The 17,865-nt window shown below is 66.2% G+C and carries 15 protein-coding genes and 4 tRNA genes; 6 read left to right on the forward strand and 13 right to left on the reverse strand.

The window, feature by feature from the left end; all coding sequences use genetic code 11:
- Nucleotides 1–38: 38 nt before the first annotated feature.
- From rpoB to H7X47_RS08010, 11 genes are all read right to left on the reverse strand, one after another.
- Entirely contained in the window at nucleotides 39–4,205 is a 4,167-nt protein-coding gene (gene rpoB / locus H7X47_RS07960) for a DNA-directed RNA polymerase subunit beta (protein ID WP_193368126.1), read from the reverse strand.
- Between the two features lie 306 nt (nucleotides 4,206–4,511).
- Entirely contained in the window at nucleotides 4,512–4,892 is a 381-nt protein-coding gene (gene rplL / locus H7X47_RS07965) for a 50S ribosomal protein L7/L12 (protein ID WP_193368127.1), read from the reverse strand.
- A 43-nt stretch (nucleotides 4,893–4,935) separates the two neighbouring features.
- Nucleotides 4,936–5,454 (reverse strand): 50S ribosomal protein L10, encoded by a 519-nt coding sequence (gene rplJ / locus H7X47_RS07970; RefSeq protein ID WP_193368128.1) that lies wholly within the window; start codon nucleotides 5,452–5,454, stop codon nucleotides 4,936–4,938.
- A 308-nt stretch (nucleotides 5,455–5,762) separates the two neighbouring features.
- Entirely contained in the window at nucleotides 5,763–6,458 is a 696-nt protein-coding gene (rplA, locus tag H7X47_RS07975; RefSeq protein ID WP_193368129.1) for a 50S ribosomal protein L1, read from the reverse strand.
- A gap of 4 nt (nucleotides 6,459–6,462) precedes the next feature.
- Nucleotides 6,463–6,888: a 50S ribosomal protein L11 gene (rplK, locus tag H7X47_RS07980; protein WP_193368130.1), complete on the reverse strand. Its 426-nt coding sequence runs from the start codon at nucleotides 6,886–6,888 to the stop codon at nucleotides 6,463–6,465.
- 108 nt (nucleotides 6,889–6,996) lie between these two features.
- Nucleotides 6,997–7,524, reverse strand: a complete 528-nt coding sequence (gene nusG / locus H7X47_RS07985; RefSeq protein ID WP_193368131.1) for a transcription termination/antitermination protein NusG — start codon at nucleotides 7,522–7,524, stop codon at nucleotides 6,997–6,999.
- Between the two features lie 4 nt (nucleotides 7,525–7,528).
- Nucleotides 7,529–7,726: a preprotein translocase subunit SecE gene (secE, locus tag H7X47_RS07990; RefSeq protein ID WP_193368132.1), complete on the reverse strand. Its 198-nt coding sequence runs from the start codon at nucleotides 7,724–7,726 to the stop codon at nucleotides 7,529–7,531.
- A 148-nt stretch (nucleotides 7,727–7,874) separates the two neighbouring features.
- A tRNA-Trp gene (locus H7X47_RS07995) sits at nucleotides 7,875–7,950 on the reverse strand.
- Nucleotides 7,951–8,028: 78 nt separating this feature from the next.
- Nucleotides 8,029–9,219, reverse strand: coding sequence for an elongation factor Tu (gene tuf, locus H7X47_RS08000; protein ID WP_193368121.1), 1,191 nt, complete (start codon nucleotides 9,217–9,219; stop codon nucleotides 8,029–8,031).
- A gap of 93 nt (nucleotides 9,220–9,312) precedes the next feature.
- Nucleotides 9,313–9,386 (reverse strand) — tRNA-Gly (locus H7X47_RS08005).
- A 52-nt stretch (nucleotides 9,387–9,438) separates the two neighbouring features.
- Nucleotides 9,439–9,523: transfer RNA gene (locus tag H7X47_RS08010), tRNA-Tyr, on the reverse strand.
- Nucleotides 9,524–9,689: 166 nt separating this feature from the next.
- Here H7X47_RS08010 and rlmB point away from each other — a divergent pair.
- The 5 genes from rlmB to H7X47_RS08035 all read left to right on the forward strand — a co-directional run bounded on the left by rlmB (nucleotide 9,690) and on the right by H7X47_RS08035 (nucleotide 15,221).
- Nucleotides 9,690–10,595 carry a 23S rRNA (guanosine(2251)-2'-O)-methyltransferase RlmB gene (gene rlmB, locus H7X47_RS08015; RefSeq protein WP_193368133.1) on the forward strand — a complete coding sequence of 302 codons (906 nt, stop codon included), beginning with the start codon at nucleotides 9,690–9,692 and terminating at the stop codon, nucleotides 10,593–10,595.
- 201 nt (nucleotides 10,596–10,796) lie between these two features.
- Entirely contained in the window at nucleotides 10,797–12,146 is a 1,350-nt protein-coding gene (locus H7X47_RS08020; protein ID WP_193368134.1) for a glutamine synthetase family protein, read from the forward strand.
- A gap of 200 nt (nucleotides 12,147–12,346) precedes the next feature.
- Complete coding sequence (locus H7X47_RS08025; protein WP_193368135.1) at nucleotides 12,347–13,741, forward strand: aspartate aminotransferase family protein; 1,395 nt, start codon at nucleotides 12,347–12,349, stop codon at nucleotides 13,739–13,741.
- 152 nt (nucleotides 13,742–13,893) lie between these two features.
- Complete coding sequence (aguB, locus tag H7X47_RS08030; RefSeq protein ID WP_193368136.1) at nucleotides 13,894–14,772, forward strand: N-carbamoylputrescine amidase; 879 nt, start codon at nucleotides 13,894–13,896, stop codon at nucleotides 14,770–14,772.
- Nucleotides 14,769–15,221: a GNAT family N-acetyltransferase gene (locus H7X47_RS08035; protein WP_193368137.1), complete on the forward strand. Its 453-nt coding sequence runs from the start codon at nucleotides 14,769–14,771 to the stop codon at nucleotides 15,219–15,221. Before aguB ends, H7X47_RS08035 begins: the two co-directional genes overlap by 4 nt.
- 38 nt (nucleotides 15,222–15,259) lie before the next feature.
- Here H7X47_RS08035 and H7X47_RS08040 read toward each other — a convergent pair whose 3' ends face one another.
- Both H7X47_RS08040 and H7X47_RS08045 read right to left on the reverse strand, forming a co-directional pair.
- A complete protein-coding gene (locus H7X47_RS08040) occupies nucleotides 15,260–15,418 on the reverse strand; it encodes a hypothetical protein (protein ID WP_193368138.1) in 159 nt (52 codons plus the stop codon).
- 256 nt (nucleotides 15,419–15,674) lie between these two features.
- The gene (locus H7X47_RS08045; RefSeq protein WP_193368139.1) at nucleotides 15,675–17,174 is read right to left on the reverse strand and encodes an aldehyde dehydrogenase; all 1,500 of its coding nucleotides are present in this window, start codon (nucleotides 17,172–17,174) and stop codon (nucleotides 15,675–15,677) included.
- 261 nt (nucleotides 17,175–17,435) lie between these two features.
- Here H7X47_RS08045 and H7X47_RS08050 point away from each other — a divergent pair.
- A tRNA-Thr gene (locus tag H7X47_RS08050) sits at nucleotides 17,436–17,511 on the forward strand.
- The last annotated feature ends 354 nt before the right edge of the window (nucleotides 17,512–17,865 follow it).

Raw genomic sequence — 17,865 nt, forward strand, 5'->3', positions numbered from 1 at the left:
GAAGTCGTCAGTTGCCCCGGGCATCGGGGCCCGCGCGACTACGACGACTGCTTCAAGTCCACGTTGAGGCCCAGTGAGCGCAGTTCCTTCACCAGCACGTTGAAGGACTCCGGAATGCCGGCCTCGAAATTGTCGTCGCCCTTGACGATGGCCTCGTAGACCTTGGTGCGGCCCGAGACGTCGTCCGACTTCACCGTCAGCATTTCCTGCAGGGTGTAGGCGGCGCCGTAGGCCTCCAGGGCCCAGACCTCCATCTCGCCGAAGCGCTGGCCGCCAAACTGGGCCTTGCCGCCCAACGGCTGTTGGGTAACCAGGCTGTAGGGGCCGATGGAACGGGCGTGGATCTTGTCGTCGACCAGGTGGTGCAGTTTCAGCATGTAGATGTAGCCGACCGTCACCTGCCGGTCGAAGACCTCGCCGGTCCGCCCGTCGGTCAGGGTCACCTGACCGGAGCGGTTGAGGCCGGCCTGCTCCAGCATGTCGGAGATGTCCTCCTCGCGCGCGCCGTCGAAGACCGGCGTTGCGATGGGAAGACCGCGGCGCAGATTGCTGCTCAGCTCCTTGACGGCCTCGTCGTCCATGTCGGCGATGTCTTCCTTGAAGATCTTGTCGCCATAGACTTCCTTCAGCTGCTTCTTCAGCGGTTCCACCTTGCCGCCGCGCTCGTACTCGTCCAGCAACTGGCCGACCTGCTGGCCCAGACCCGCGCAGGCCCAGCCCAGGTGGGTCTCCAGAATCTGACCGACGTTCATGCGGCTCGGCACGCCCAGCGGATTCAGCACGATGTCGACGGAGACGCCGTCCTCGGTGTAGGGCATGTCCTCGACCGGCACGATCTTGGAAATGACGCCCTTGTTGCCGTGGCGGCCGGCCATCTTGTCGCCCGGCTGCAGCTTGCGCTTCACCGCGACGAAAACCTTGGCCATCTTCATAACGCCCGGCGGCAACTCGTCACCGCGCTGCAGCTTGTCGACCTTGTTCTCGAAGCGCTTGTTCAGCTCGTCGATGGACTCCTCGAACTGCTTGTTCAGGGCTTCCAGGTCGAGCTGGCGCTTGTCGGTCTTGATCGCGATCTGGCGCCACTGGCCCGGGGTGAAATCACTCAGCACCTTCTCGGTAATCTTGGTGCCGGACTTCAGGCCCTTGGGGCCGGAAACCGCGGTCTGGTTCATCACCAGGTCTTTGAGGCGGCCGTAGTAGCTGCGCTCCAGGATCATCCGCTCGTCGTCGCGGTCCTTGGCCAGACGCTCGATCTCGGCGCGCTCGATGGCCAGCGCACGCTCGTCCTTGTCGACGCCGCGGCGCGAGAAGACGCGCACGTCGACGACCGTGCCCGTGACGCCCGGCGGCACCCGCAGCGAGGTGTCGCGCACGTCGGAAGCCTTTTCGCCGAAGATCGCCCGCAGCAGCTTCTCCTCCGGGGTCATGGGGGACTCGCCCTTCGGCGTCACCTTGCCGACCAGGATGTCGCCCGGATTGACCTCGGCGCCGATGTAGACCATGCCCGCCTCGTCGAGGTTGCGCAGCGCGTCCTCGCCGACGTTGGGAATGTCGCGGGTGATTTCCTCCTGGCCCAGCTTGGTGTCACGGGCCATGACCTCGAATTCCTCGATGTGGATCGAGGTGAAGACGTCATCGCGCACGATGCGCTCGGAGATCAGGATCGAGTCCTCGAAGTTGTAGCCCTGCCACGGCATGAAGGCGACCAGCACGTTGCGGCCCAGGGCCAGTTCACCCAGGTTGGTCGAGGGGCCGTCGGCGATGATGTCGCCGGCCGCCACCGCGTCGCCTACCTTCACCAGCGGACGCTGGTTGATGCAGGTGTTCTGGTTGGAGCGCTGGAACTTCAGCAGGTTGTAGATGTCCACCGCCTGCTCGCCGTGCGAGGTCTCTTCCGTCACGCGGATCACGATGCGGGTGGCGTCGACCTGGTCGACCACGCCGGCGCGGCGCGCGCCGATGGCGACGCCCGAATCCCGCGCCACGGTGCCTTCCATGCCGGTGCCGACCAGCGGCGCCTCGGACTGCAGCAGCGGCACCGCCTGGCGCTGCATGTTGGAGCCCATCAGCGCGCGGTTGGCGTCGTCGTTCTCCAGGAAGGGAATGAGCGCCGCGGCGACGGAGACCAACTGCTTCGGCGAGACGTCGATGTAGTCGATGGCATCCTTCATCGCCATGATGTACTCACCGCCCTGACGGCAGGAGATCAGGTCGTCGACGAACTTGCCGTTCTTGTCCAACTCGGCGTTGGCCTGGGCGATGGTGTAGCGGCCCTCCTCCATGGCGGAGAGGTAGCGCACCTCGTCGGTCACCTTGGCGTTCTCGACCTTGCGGTAGGGGCTCTCGATGAAGCCGTACTGGTTCACCCGGGCGTAGGTCGCCAAGGAGTTGATGAGGCCGATGTTCGGGCCTTCCGGCGTCTCGATCGGGCAGATGCGGCCGTAGTGCGTCGGGTGCACGTCGCGCACCTCGAAGCCCGCGCGCTCGCGGGTCAGACCGCCCGGGCCCAGCGCCGAGAGGCGGCGCTTGTGGGTGATCTCCGACAGCGGGTTGGTCTGGTCCATGAACTGCGAGAGCTGCGAGGAACCGAAGAACTCGCGCACCGCAGCGGCCGCCGGCTTGGCGTTGATCAGGTCGTGCGGCATGACCGAGTCGATTTCGACGGAGGACATGCGCTCCTTGATCGCGCGCTCCATGCGCAGCAGGCCCAGGCGGTACTGGTTTTCCATCAGTTCGCCGACCGAGCGTACCCGGCGGTTGCCCAGGTGGTCGATGTCGTCGATCTCGCCCCGGCCGTCCTTCAGGTCCACCAGGATCCGCAGGATCGACAGCATGTCTTCCTTGCGCAGGGTTCGCAGCTGGTCGTCGGTCTCGAAGCCCAGGCGCGCATTCATCTTCACACGGCCCACCGCGGAAAGATCATAGCGCTCGGAATCGAAGAACAGGCCGTTGAACATGGCCTCGGCCGTCTCCAGGGTCGGCGGCTCTCCCGGACGCATGACGCGGTAGATGTCGATCAGCGCCTCTTCGCGGGAGGTGTTCTTGTCCACCGCCAGGGTATTGCGGATGTAGGCGCCGACGTTCACATGGTCGATGGCGAGCACGGAGATCTGCTTGATCCCGGCCTCGCTCAGCGTCTCCAGCAGTTCCTCGGTCAGCTCGTCGCCGGCCTCGCAGATGACCTCGCCGGTCCCCTCGTTGATGAAGTCCGTGGAGATGTAGCTGCCGACCAGCTGCTCGTTGGTGACGAAGACGTCCTTCAGGCCACCCTCGACCAGCTTCTTGGCCAGGCGCGGGGTGATCTTCTGGCCGGCCTCGACCACGACCTTGCCGCCCTTGGCGTCGACCAGGTCCTGGGCCAGCTTGACGCCGCGCATGCGGTCCTGATCGAAGGGCGTGCTCCAGCCGTTGCCCGAGCGCTTGTAGGGAACGTGGTCGTAGAAGAAGTCGAGCACGTCCTCCGGTGTCATGCCCTGGGCCTCGTGTGGCTCCAGCGCCAGGCCGTCCTTGGCGCGCTCGGCGCGCAGCTTCTCGGTCTCGGCGGAATCCAGCGCCAGCAGCAGGGTCGTCGCCGGCAGTTTGCGGCGCCGGTCGATGCGCACGTAGACGAGGTCCTTGGCGTCGAACTCGAAGTCCAGCCAGGAGCCGCGGTAGGGGATGACACGGGCGGCGAAGAGGTACTTGCCCGAGGAATGGGTCTTGCCGCGGTCGTGGTCGAAGAAGACGCCCGGGCTGCGGTGCATCTGGGAGACGATGACGCGCTCGGTGCCGTTGATGACGAAGGTGCCGTGACGGGTCATCAGCGGCATGTCACCCATGTAGACGTCCTGCTCCTTGATGTCGCGGATCGAGCGCGAACCGGTATCCTCGTCGACGTCCCAGACCACCAGGCGCAGAGTCACCTTCAGCGGCGCGGCGAAGGTCATGCCGCGCTGCTGGCACTCTTCCACGTCATACTTCGGCTCTTCCAGCTCGTAGCGCACGAACTGCAGCTCCGCCCGCTCCGAAAAGTCACGGATCGGGAAGACGCCGGTGAAGACTTCCTGCAGGCCCGTGTTGCTCCGGTCCGCGATCGGCGTGCCCAGCTGAAGAAACTGGTCGTAGGAGGTCTTCTGGACCTCGATCAGGTTGGGCATTTTGGCCACTTCGGCAATCTTGCCGAAGCTTTTGCGGATGCGCTTGCGAGCAGTCAGGGAATTCGCCATGTTTCGTCGTGTCCTCGTTCACGTCGCTGGGCCGAACGCTTCGGCCTTGAGCCCTCTCGACCCCTTCGGGCCGGCCGGCATTCGTCCTATGAGCCGAGCCCCCAGCTTTGGCCCGGCACGGAGATCATTGTTTAGCGGCCCGACCTCCTGAGCCGTAATCGTCCACCGGAGACGCCGGCGCCCCGCTCCTTCTAGAAGAAGGCCGGAACGCCCGCATCCGGTGTCACAGACGCAGATAGCCGGCGCGGCGCACCCCCTTGGCGGGGGCCGCCGGCCGGTACCAAACTGCGCTTGCAGACGGTCAAACTACTTGAGCTCGACCGTCGCACCAGCCTCTTCGAGCTTCTTCTTGAGCTCTTCGGCTTCGTCCTTGCTGGCGCCTTCCTTGACAGGCTTCGGCGCACCTTCGACCAGATCCTTCGCCTCCTTGAGGCCCAGGCCGGTGATGGCGCGAACCTCTTTGATGACGTTGATCTTCTTGTCGCCGGCGGCAGCCAGGATGACGTCGAACTCGGTCTGCTCGGCAGCAGCCGCACCACCTTCGGCCGCACCGCCGGCAACGGCGGCAACGGCGACCGGAGCCGCCGCGGAGACACCCCAGGTGTCTTCCAGCTTCTTGGCCAGCTCGGCGGCTTCGATCACGGTGAGCTTGGACAGCTCATCAACCAATTTATCCAGATCAGCCATTTCTTACTTTCTCCTAGGCTTGAACTCTCGTCCTTGACGAGGCTTACGCGGCCTCTCCCTGAGAGCCAAAGGCACTGAAAACACGAGCCAGCTGCGATGCCGGCGCCTGCACCACGCCCGCCACCTTGGTGGCCGGGGCCTGCAGAACACCGATCAGCTTGCCGCGCAGTTCGTCGAGCGACGGCAGAGTGGCCAGCGCCTTGATCGCGTCCGGATCAAGGGCGGTCTCTCCCATAGCGCCACCGACGATGGTCAGCTTCTCGTTCGCTTTGGCGAACTCGACGCAGACCTTGGCAGCCGCCACCGGGTCCTCCGAAACGGCAATTGCCGTCGGTCCGGTGAACAGCTCCTTCAGCGCCTCGTACTTGGTACCCTCGAGGGCAAGACGCGTGAGCCGATTCTTCGTCACCTTGTAGCTGGCACCCGCCTCCAGCATCTTGCGCCGCAGGTCAGAAGCCTCGGCCACCGTCATACCCGACTGCTGGGTGACGACGACGAGGTTCATCTCCGAGAACGTTTGATGCAGACTGGCGACCAGCTCTTCTTTTTGAGATCGGTCCACGAGTCACTTCCGCTCTAGTTGGCCGGCCCGCCAATACGGCGAACCGTCCGGTTTCAACGAGGACCACCGGTAAACGACCCGGTGGTCCGGCTCGCCTGTCCCGGAAGTTCAAGCCCCACGACCCCGGTTCGACCGGGGCCTTGAAACCCGTTGCTCCCGTCTATGCAGGCCCGCTTGGGCTTAGACCGATACCCTGGGGTACCGGCACCTGCAGTCTCGGACAGGTCAGGCGGCGACTTGCCGCCCTTCCCCGGCCGCTCTCTGAAAAGGAAAACGGCCAGAAACCCTCTATTCGGCGCCCCGGGCCATCAGGCCTGGATGCTGCCCAGATCCACGCGCACGCCCGGCCCCATGGTGGAGGACAGCGCCACGCGCTTGATGTAGGTGCCCTTGGCGCCGCTCGGCTTGGCGCGCGAGATGGCGTCCACAAAGGCCTTGATGTTCTCGACCAGCGCGTCTTCGCCGAAGCTCGCCTTGCCGACACCGGCATGGACGATGCCCGCCTTCTCGACGCGGAACTCCACCTGGCCGCCCTTGACCGCCTGGATGGCCGCGGCCACGTCGGCGGTCACGGTGCCCAGCTTCGGGTTCGGCATCAGGCCGCGCGGGCCCAGCACCTTACCGAGGCGGCCGACCACCGGCATCATGTCCGGGGTGGCGATGCAGCGGTCGAAATCGATTTCGCCGGCCTGCACCTTCTCGGCCAGGTCGTCCGCGCCGACCACGTCGGCGCCGGCCGCCTGGGCCTCCTCGGCCTTGGGGCCCTTGGCGAAGACCGCCACGCGCACCGACTTGCCGGTGCCGTGCGGCAGCGAAACCACGCCGCGCACGTTCTGGTCGGCGTGACGCGGATCGACGCCCAGGTTCATCGAAATCTCGACGGTCTCGTCGAACTTCGCCTTGGCGCCTTCCTTGATCTTCTTCACCGCCTCGCTCAGGTCGTAGACGGCCTTGCGATCGATGCCTTCATAGGCGGCCTTGAGCCGCTTTCCTTGCGCTGCCATGGCCCTACTCCACCTCGATGCCCATCGAGCGCGCCGAGCCCATGATGATCTTGGCGGCGGCGTCGATATCGTTGGCGTTCAGGTCCTTCATCTTCGCTTCGGCGATCTCGCGGACCTGTGCCATGCTGACCTTGCCGACCTTGTCACGGTTCGGCACCTTGGAGCCCTTGGCCACCTTGGCCGCCTTGCGCAGATACCAGCTGGCCGGCGGGGTCTTCGTCTCGAAAGAGAAGGAGCGATCCGAGAACGCGGTGATGATCACCGGGGTCGGAGTGCCCTGCTCCAGGTTCTGGGTGGCCGCGTTGAAGGCCTTGCAGAATTCCATGATGTTGAGGCCACGCGCACCAAGCGCAGGTCCCACCGGCGGCGAAGGGTTCGCCTGACCGGCCGGGATCTCCAGCTTGATGTAGCCTTCGATCTTCTTTGCCACTTTACTATCCCTTTCTTCTCTCTAGGGTTTGCGGTGCGGCCCCACCAGTGGACTTCTGGGCGGTGGCCTCCCGCAGTGCCGGTCCCGAAGGCCCGGCAATAAAACTCGTTACAGCTTCTCGACCTGCGAGTACTCCAGCTCGACCGGCGTCGAACGCCCGAAGATCGACACCGCGACCTTGAGGCGGGCGCGCTCCTCGTCGACTTCCTCCACCAGGCCGTTGAACGAGGTGAAGGGGCCGTCGGCCACCCGCACCTGCTCGCCGATCTCGAAGACGATCGAGGGCTTCGGCCGCTCGACCCCTTCCTGCACCTGCTTGAGGATGCGCTCGGCCTCCTTGGCCGAGATCGGGGTCGGCTTGCGGTTGCCCAGGAAGCCCGTCACCTTCGGCGTGTTCTTCACCAGGTGCCAGGACTCGTCGGTCATCTCCATGCGCAGCAGGACATAGCCGGGGAAGAACTTGCGCTCTGCGTTGACCTTCTGGCCGCGGCGCATCTCCACCACCTCTTCGGTCGGCACCAGGACCTGTTCGAAGAGATCTTCCATGCCCTTCTGCTGGGCCTGCTCGCGGATACCCTCGGCGACCTTCTTCTCGAAGCCGGAGTAAACGTGCAGCACATACCAATGCATCGCCATGGCGTCAGCCTCCCAGCCCGAGGGCGAACTTCACGCCGGCAGACAGCAGCAGGTCGATGACGGAGAAGAAGATCGCCGCCAGGATGACCATGATGAAAACCATGATCGTGGTCACCACGGTCTCCTTCTTGGTCGGCCAGGTCACTTTCTTGACCTCGCCGATCACCTCACGCACGTACTGGGCCGGGTTAATGGTTGCCATTGGCTTGAACTGGTTCCTACTACGCCTAAACCGCGCCAGGGGCGCGGTCGCACTGTCTGCTCGATTTGTCGCGGCGGTTCCGCGCTACTCTGCCCGCTCTACTTGGGCCCGCACTGCTGTACTTTCCAGGTCCGAATGCCGCCTTGGCTGGCAGGAGTGGAGGGACTCGAACCCACAACCCCCGGTTTTGGAGACCGGTGCTCTGCCAATTGAGCTACACTCCTTGACGCCTGTCGGGCCATTGGCCTGCCCGCCGGCCGACCATCGCGGAGCCCCGAAGGGCCCCGCAACACCGGCTTCTCCTACTTTTCGATACCGGCGACGACGCCCGCGCCGACGGTACGGCCGCCTTCGCGGATGGCGAAGCGCAGGCCCTCGTCCATGGCGATCGGCGCGATCAGCTCGACGCTCATCGTCACGTTGTCGCCCGGCATCACCATCTCCGTGCCTTCCGGCAGCGTCACAACGCCCGTCACGTCCGTCGTGCGGAAGTAGAACTGCGGGCGGTAGTTGGTGAAGAACGGGGTATGACGGCCACCCTCTTCCTTCGTCAGGATGTAGGCTTCCGCCTTGAAGTTCGTGTGCGGGGTGATCGAGCCCGGCTTGGCCAGAACCTGGCCGCGCTCAACGTCCTCACGGCCAACGCCGCGCAGCAGCGCGCCGATGTTGTCGCCCGCCTCGCCCGAGTCCAGCAGCTTGCGGAACATCTCGACGCCCGTGCAGGTCGTCTTCTGCGTGTCGCGGATGCCGACAATCTCGATCTCGTCGCCGACCTTCACGATGCCGCTCTCAACGCGGCCCGTCACAACCGTGCCACGGCCCGAAATCGAGAAAACGTCCTCGATCGGCATCAGGAACGGCTTGTCCTTCGGACGGTCCGGCTGCGGGATGTAGGCGTCAACCTCTTCCATCAGCTTCAGGATCGCCTGCTTGCCGATCTCCTCGTTGGTGCCCTCCAGCGCCGCCAGCGCCGAACCCTTCACAATCGGAATGTCGTCGCCCGGGAAGTCGTAGGACGACAGAAGCTCGCGGATCTCAAGCTCGACAAGCTCCAGCAGCTCCTCGTCGTCGACCTGGTCCACCTTGTTCATGAACACAACGATCGCCGGAACGCCAACCTGGCGCGCCAGCAGAATGTGCTCGCGCGTCTGCGGCATCGGACCGTCAGCCGCCGAAACCACCAGGATCGCACCGTCCATCTGCGCCGCGCCCGTGATCATGTTCTTCACGTAGTCGGCGTGGCCCGGGCAGTCGACGTGCGCGTAGTGACGGTTCGCCGTCTCGTACTCAACGTGCGCCGTCGAAATCGTGATCCCGCGCGCCTTCTCCTCCGGCGCCTTGTCGATCTGGTCGTAAGCCGAGAACGTGGCACCGCCACTCTCCGCCAAAACCTTCGTAATCGCCGCCGTCAGCGTCGTCTTACCGTGGTCAACGTGGCCAATCGTACCTACGTTGCAGTGCGGCTTTGTCCGCTCAAACTTTTCCTTCGCCATTACCTTATCGTTCCTGTCGTCAGTCTCAGGCGCGCTCTAATCCTGCGTTTCGACCCCAAGCGGGCCGGGTTCGGTGCCGGACCCGCTCTCTAATGGAGCGGGTGGCGGGAATCGAACCCGCGTAGCCAGCTTGGAAGGCTGGAGCTCTACCACTGAGCTACACCCGCACGCTCCCATCCCCCGCTGATCCGCGATGACCACGCCCCGGCGAGGGGCAGATGGTGGAGGGGGTTGGATTCGAACCAACGTAGGCATAGCCAACGGGTTTACAGCCCGTCCCCTTTAGCCACTCGGGCACCCCTCCAGCCGACGCAACCGGCGGTGCGATGGAGTTGCGAAATATGTTGATTTAATTCAGCCTGTCAACTTCTAAACATGCCGACGGCGCCCCATTCGACCGATTCACCGTGGCGGCCGAGAGGAACGCAAATGGAACCCGCTTGCTCTGAGCCCGCATACTAGGTCCCGACATGACGAAACGCAAGGATAAGTCAGGCCGCCGGCCGCCCAGGGGTGGCGGAAAGCCTGGCCTTCCGGCCTCCGGCGGTGCCGGGCGGCCCGGCAAGGGTCCCCGCCGCGCGCCGCGCGGCGCTTCACGGCCCGGGGGCGCCCAGCAGCTCTGGCTGTACGGCGTCCACGCCGTCCTGGCCGCCCTGGGCAACCCGAATCGACGCCCCGAGCGCCTGCTCCTGACCCCGGAAGCCGCGCAAACCTGGGGCGCGCGCCTGCGCGAGGTGCGTGATTCCGCCCACGCGGCCCTGGCCAGCGAGACCGTGGCCCGCCGGAACATCGACGAGCTGCTGCCAGAAGGCGCGGTTCACCAGGGTCTGGCCCTGCGCTGCGCGCCGTTGAGCCAGCCTGCCCTGGAGGACCTGCTCGACCCGGAAGCCCTGCCTGCGGCCGGAAATGGCGGAATTCCGCCACTTCGCCGCGTCATCGTGCTGCTGGACCAGGTCACCGACCCCCACAATGTCGGGGCGGTGCTGCGCTCGGCCGCCGCCTTCGGCGCCCTGGCGGTGGTGGCCCTGGACAAGGGCGCGCCCGAGGAGAGCGGCACCCTGGCCAAGTCGGCCTCCGGGGCCCTGGAGGCGGTGCCTTATATAAGTGTGGTCAACCTGGCGCGCAGCCTGGACCTGCTGAAGGAGGCCGGTTTCTGGTGCCTGGGCCTGGCCGGCGAGGCGGAGCAGACCCTGGCCGAAAGCCGCCCCGGCGAGGCCGTCGCCCTGGTCCTGGGCGCCGAGGGCCCCGGCCTCAGGCGGCTGACGCGCGAGCGCTGCGACCTGCTGGTCAAGCTGCCGACCCGCCCGCCGATCGACTCCCTGAACGTCTCCAACGCCGCCGCGGTGGCGCTCTACGAGCTGCTGGGGCGCGGCTGAGGGCCCCGTCAGCCACCGCTTTCGCGGCATCACGCCAGCTTGCCAGCCGCTCGCGGGCCGTGCTAGCGGTTGGCGCTGGATATCTCACCATCTTGCGGCCCACGGATCCGTTGAGCGCAACATGATGAGATCTCCAGGTCTCGAAATCGGCGCTGGGGGCACCCCGAAACTGCCCCCCGCACGCCCAATCCGCAGGAAAACATGCAATCCATTGAAGACTTTATCAAAGAACGCCGGATCGATGAGGTCGAGTGCCTGGTACCGGACATGGCGGGCGTGGCCCGCGGCAAGATCCTGCCGGCCCACAAGTTTCTCGCCGGCATGCGCAAGGAAGGCCTGCGCATCCCCGAGGACGTCTTCATCCAGACCGTCAACGGCCTCTATCCCGACGATTCCGCCGGGGTGACCAGCGCCTCCACCCGCGACGTCTACATGGTGCCTGATCCCGAAACCATCCGCATCGTGCCCTGGTACGACGAGCCCACGGCGCAGGTGATCTGTGACGCCCACCACTTCGGCGACGACGGCGAGGTGCAGATTGCCTCGCGCCACATCCTGAAGCGCATCCTGGCGCTCTACGAGGCAGAGGGCTGGACGCCCATCGTCGCCCCGGAGCTGGAGTTCTTCCTGGTCGACGTGAACACCGACCCGGACTACCCCCTGGAGCCGCCGATCGGCCGCTCGGGCCGGCGCGAGACCAGCCGCCAGGCCTACGGCGTCGACGCCGTCAACGAGTTCGACCCGATCTTCGAGGAGGTCTACGACTTCTGCGAGGCCCAGGGCATCGACATCGACACCCTGACCCACGAGGGCGGCGCGGCGCAGATGGAGATGAACTTCAACCACGGCGACCCGCTGCTGCTGGCCGACCAGGCCTTCCTCTTCAAACGCACGGTGCGCGAGGCGGCCATGCGCCACAAGGTCTACGCCACCTTCATGGCCAAGCCGATGCAGGGCCAGCCGGGCAGCTCCATGCACGTGCACCAGAGCATCCTGGACGCCAAGACCGGGCGGAACCTCTTTTCCACCCGCACCGGCAAGGACACGACCCTGTTCCGCAACCACATCGCCGGGCTGCAGCGCTACCTGCCGACGGTGATGCCGATGCTGGCCCCCAACGTGAACAGCTACCGCCGCCTGATGCCGGACTACGACGCCCCCATCAACACACACTGGGGCTACGACAACCGCACCGTCGGCCTGCGCGTGCCGAACTCCGAGCCCGCCGCGCGGCGCGTCGAAAACCGTCTGGCCGGCGCCGACGCCAACCCCTACCTGGCGATCGCCGCCTCGCTGGCCTGCGGTTACCTGGGCATGAAGGAGAAGCTGAAGCCGCGCAAGCCGATCGAGGGCAGCGCCTACCGCCTGGCCCGCACCCTGCCGCGCACCCTCTATGATGCGCTGGAGCGCTTCAACAGCACCCGCGCCTTGAAGCCGATCTTCGGGCCCATCTTCATCGACGCGGTAACCATGGTGAAAGGCGAGGAACTGGACGCCTACCAGCAGGTCATCTCGTCTTGGGAGCGCGAGCATCTTCTGCTAAACGTATAGCCGTGATGCCGCGTATCCTCGCAAATCCCGCCTTTGCCGCCGTCCAGCGCGGCGGCGTATCGCTGCGTTCGCGGCGCATGGAGCTTATGCTGAACTGCGCGCGGATCGGCTACAATCCCTAGAACCGGGAAGCCCGGCCGCCCGGCGGCCGGGAAGGATCGTTTTCTTTTTCCGGTTTCCGTTAGACAAGGATTGTCGTCATGAACAGCGCTCCCCTGAAAGACCAGGCCCGCAACTCCACCACCGTATGGCGCGCCGCCGACACGGCCCACCACCTGCACCCCTTCACCGACTTCCGCGGCCTGGCCGAGGAAGGCGGCAGCCGCATCATCACCAAGGCCGACGGCGTCTGGCTGGAGGATTCCGAGGGCGAGCGCATCCTCGACGGCATGGCCGGCCTGTGGTGCGTGAACGTCGGCTACGGCCGCGAGCGCCTGGCCAAGGCGGCCTACGACCAGATGGTCGAGCTGCCCTACTACAACACCTTCTTCAAGACCGCGACGCCGACCTCCATCGAGTTGTCGGAAAAGCTGGCGGCGCTGACGCCGGCCGGGCTCGACAAAATCTTCTACGCCTCCTCCGGCTCCGAAGCCAACGACACCATCGCCCGCATGGTGCGCCGCTTCTGGCGCCTGCAGGGCCAGCCGGAGCGCATGAACATCATCAGCCGCGTCAACGGCTACCACGGCTCGACCATGGCCTCGGCCAGCCTGGGCGGCATGAAGCCGATGCACCAGCTCGACGGCCTGCCGCTGCCCGGCTTCCACCACGTGCGCCAGCCCTACTACTTCGGCGAGGGCGGCAAGATGAGCGAGGAGGAGTTCGGCAAGATCGCGGCCCTGGCGATCGAGGAGAAGATCCTGGAGCTGGGCCCGGAGACCGTCGCCGCCTTCATCGGCGAACCGATCCAGGGCGCCGGCGGCGTCATCATCCCGCCGGCCAGCTACTGGCCGGAAGTGCAGAAGATCTGCAAGCAGTACGACATCCTGCTGATCGCCGACGAGGTCATCTGCGGCTTCGGGCGCACCGGCCAGTGGTTCGGCAGCGACAGCTTCGACATCAAGCCGGACATCATGCCGATGGCCAAGGGCCTGACCTCGGGCTATCTGCCGCTCTCCGCCATCGCGCTCGGCAAGCGCGTGGTCGACGTGCTGTGGGAAAAGGGCGGCGAGTTCGCCCACGGCTTCACCTACTCCGGCCATCCCGTGGCCTGCGCGGTGGCGCTGGAGAACATCGCCATCATCGAGGAAGAGAACCTGGTGCAGCGGGTGCGCGAGGACGTCGGCCCCTACCTGCAGCAGCGCCTCGCCACCCTGGCCGACCATCCCCTGGTGGGCGAGGTGCGCGGCTTCGGCCTGCTGGGTGCCGTCGAGCTGGTGTCCGACAAGCAGACCCGCGGCCGCTTCTCGCCGGAAGGCCGCGCCGGCACCATCTGCCGCGATCACTGCGTGAAGCAGAACGTGGTCAGCCGTGCGGTGCGCGACACCATGGTGGTCTCGCCGCCGCTGATCATCACCCACGAGGAGATCGACGAGCTGGTGGCCCGCCTGGGCAGGGCCATCGACCTCGCCGCCAAGGACCTGGGCGTGGTTTGACTGCGCAATTGACCTCGTGCTTCGAGACGCTCGCTACCGCTCGCTCCTCAGCATGAGGTCAATTAGTCTAACTCTTGCCTCACCCTGAGGAGCGCCGCAGAGCGGCGCGTCTCGAAGGGGGGCGAGGACGGCACAGAAGAAAGGGCGTTTCGATGCGCAAGGTCACCGTCGCCGCCAGCCAGATGGCCTGCAGCTGGGACCGCGAGGCCAATGTCGCCGGGGCCGAGGCCCTGGTGCGCGAGGCCGCCGGACAAGGCGCGCAGGTCGTGCTGATCCAGGAGCTCTTCGAGACGCCCTACTTCTGCCAGGACCAGAAGCGCGAGTACTTCGCCCTCGCCCAGCCCGTCGAGGGCAATACGGTCCTGGCGCGCATGTCCGCCCTGGCGGCGGAGCTCTCCGTCGTGCTGCCGGTCAGCTTCTTCGAGCGCGCCAACAACGCGCACTACAATTCGCTGGCCATGGTCGACGCCGACGGCAGCGTCCTGGGCGTCTACCGCAAGTCGCACATCCCCGACGGGCCGGGCTATCAGGAGAAGTTCTACTTCAATCCCGGCGATACCGGCTTCCGCGTCTGGAAGACGCGCTACGGCACCCTGGGCAGCGGCATCTGCTGGGACCAGTGGTTCCCGGAGTGCGCCCGCGCCATGGCGCTGATGGGGGCGGAGATCCTGTTCTATCCCACGGCCATCGGCAGCGAGCCGCAGGACGCGAGCCTGAATTCCCGCGAGCACTGGCAGCGCACCATGCAGGGCCACGCCGCCGCCAACATGGTGCCGCTGGTCGCCTCCAATCGCATCGGGCGCGAGGCGGGCGACAACGCCTCCCTCACCTTCTACGGCAGCTCCTTCATCGCCGATCCCACCGGCGCCAAGCTGGCCGAGGCGAACGAGACCGACCGCGCGGTCATCACCGCCAGCTTCGACCTGGACGCCATTGCCGAGCAGCGCGCCTCCTGGGGCCTGTTCCGCGACCGCCGCCCCGACCTCTACGGCCCGCTGCTGACCGCGGACGGCGGCAAGCCCGGGCGATGAGCCCGGCCGGCATCCGCCCCGCCCGGCCCGCCGACGCGGCACGCATTGCGGCCATCGCCGATGCCGCCTACCGGCCCTACCTCGCTCGCATGAACCGCACCCCGGCACCGATGGAAGAGGACTACGGCGCCCGCATCGCCGAGGGGCTGACCTGGGTGCTGGAAGAGGACGGCGAGATCCTCGGCCTCCTGGTGCTGGAGACCCACGCCGACCACCTGCTGCTCGACAACATCGCCGTCGACCCGGCCCGCCACGGCCGGGGGGTCGGCCGGCGGCTGCTGGATTTCACCGAAGATGAGGCCCGCCGCCGCGGCTACGGCGTGGTCCAGCTCTATACCAACGAGGTGATGGTCGAGAATATCGCCATGTACCGGCGCCTCGGCTACGTGGAGACCGGGCGCAAACAGGACCGCGGCTACGACCGCGTCTTCTTCCGCAAGGCGCTTTGAGGGCCGCCGCCTCGAAGCATGCGGTCAGCCGCGAGGCCTCAGTCGAAGTCGCGGCCCTCAACGAGGACCAGGTGGCCGCTCGCGTCGATGTCGAGGCCCAGGTCGTCGCCGCTGCGCGACAGCAGGTCGTCGACCCGCAGAAAGACGGTATCCTCCGGAGAGGGATCCGCGGGTGGTCGGAAATCGAAGAGTGACATGCCCATCTGCCCATCAAACAGCCAAGGCGCCCTTCTACCCTGGCTTGAATTACCTCCCCTTGTTCAATTTAAATTATAGTGATCCGGCGAAGCACGCGAAAGAGGTATCGCTGGGGCAACCGCGGGGCAGAAGATGGGCAAACCCTTGCGTCGACTGGGGTTTTTATCCTCCAGCGGGCTCCGGAGGCCCTGAAACGCGAAGCGGCGGAGCCCCTTTCGGGGCCCCGCCGCCTGCGGCGTCCTGTGAGACCAGGATCTAGTTGAGGTCGATCCAGACGGTCTTCACCTCGGTGTACTTCTCCATGGCGTGCAGCGACTTGTCGCGGCCGAAGCCGGACTGCTTGAAGCCGCCGAAGGGCGTCGTGATGTCGCCGGCATCGAAGCAGTTGATCCAGACGCTGCCGGCGCGCAGCGCCTTGGCCGCCCGGTGCGCCTTCTTGATGTCGCTGGTCCACACCGCCGCGGCCAGGCCGTAGATGGTGTCGTTGCCAATCTTGATGGCCTCCTCGGCGTCGGCGAAGGAGATGGTGGAGAGCACCGGCCCGAAGATCTCCTCCTGGGCGATGGTCATGTCGTTCTTCACCCCGTCGAAGACCGTCGGCTCGATGTAGTAGCCGCCGCTCTCGGCCAGGATGCGCTGGCCGCCCAGGGTGACCTTGGCACCTTCGGACTGGCCCTTCTCGATGTAGCCGAGGACCCGCTCCATCTGCGTGGAGTCGACCATGGCACCCATCTGGGTGGCCGGGTCCAGGGGATCGCCGACGCGCAGGGTCTTGGCGACCTGCATCACCTTCTCGACCACCTGGTCCTTCACCTTGTCCTCGACCAGCAGGCGGGAGCCGGCGTTGCAGACCTCGCCCTGGTTGAAGAAGATGCCCCAGGCGGCGGCGGTGGCCGCGGCGTCCAGGTCCGGCGCGTCGGCCATGATGATGTTGGGCGTCTTGCCGCCGCACTCCAGCGACACCCGCTTCATGTTGGACTCGCCGGCGTACTTCAGGAACAGCTTGCCGACCTCGCCGGAGCCGGTGAAGGCGACTGCGTCCACATCCATGTGGCGGCCCAGCGCCTGGCCGGCGGTCTCGCCGAAGCCCGGCACCACGTTGAGCACACCGTCGGGCAGGCCGGCCTCGCTCGCCAGCTCGGCGGCGCGGATCATGGTCAGCGGCGACTGCTCGGCCGGCTTGATGATCATGGAGTTGCCGGTAGCCAGCGCCGGGCCCAGCTTCCAGGCCGCCATCAGCAGCGGGAAGTTCCAGGGCACCACCGCGCCGATAATGCCCAGCGGCTCGCGCACCAGCATGGCCACGGCGTCGTCGCCGGTCGGCGCGATCTCGTCGTAGACCTTGTCGGCGGCCTCGGCGTACCAGCGGATGCAGTTGATGACGGCGGGAATGTCGATGCGGCTGGAATCGCCGATCGGCTTGCCCATGTCGAGGGTCTCCAGCAGCGCCAGCTCGGTGGTGTGCTGCTCCAGCAGCTCGGCCCAGCGCAGCATGACCTTCTTGCGCTTGGCCGGCGCCAGGCGCGACCAGCGGCCGTCCTCGAAGGCGGCGCGGGCAGCCTTCACGGCGCGGTCGACGTCTTCCTGGTCACCGGCGGCGACCTGGGTCAACACCTTGCCGTCGATCGGCGAGACGCAATCGAAGGTCTTGCCCGAGGCGGCATCGGCGAACCTGCCGTCGATGAAGCATTGGTTGCGGTAGGCCAGGCCCTCGGCCTGGGATTTCACGGATTCGATGGAAAGCGCGGCAGACATGTCGCTTGTGCTCCCTGGGGCGTCTGTTGGTTTGATCTCGCGGGCCCTGCGGCCCGTCTATTGCCTTGGACCTTAAGCCCGCCCCCGGAGGCAAGGCAAGGCCGGCCCCTGCGGCGCATAGCCGCCCCGCGAACCGGGCATAGGGCCACTTTGAGGGGCCTTGCGGCACGCTTGCGGGGCCCGGCAAGCCGCCCTATCTTGAGCCCGTTCTTCAAGGGGGCCTTTCGGGGCCGCCCGGCCGCGCCGGGCTTCCCACCCAGGGCCGGCTTAGCTCAGCTGGTAGAGCACCTGATTTGTAATCAGGGGGTCGCGGGTTCGAATCCTGCAGCCGGCACCACCGTCCACAAGAACAAAGCCCTAATCTTCCGCTGCGCGTCGCTGCCTGCCGGCCGGCGCCCTTGGCGATCGTGCGTTACCGGCGCATAGTTGGGGACGACCGGCGCGCCAGTACATCTTCCCAAGATGTGTTGCAGCGGTATCGATCCGGTCATCGCGCCTTGCGCGCCGGCGCCTCACAATTGGGAGTGCGCCCCATGCTTATGAGCTCAAAGACAGCGCTCGCCTTGATGCTGGCGGCGGGCGCCCTGCTCGCGCCGTCACAGGGCTTCGCCTATACCTGATTCAATCCGGCCATCTGCAAGGCGATCTGCGGATCCGCGACCTGCCGTGAGGCGACCAAGGCCAGCTACAA

The organism is Pelagibius marinus, assembly GCF_014925385.1.
Lineage (GTDB): Bacteria > Pseudomonadota > Alphaproteobacteria > Kiloniellales > Kiloniellaceae > Pelagibius > Pelagibius marinus.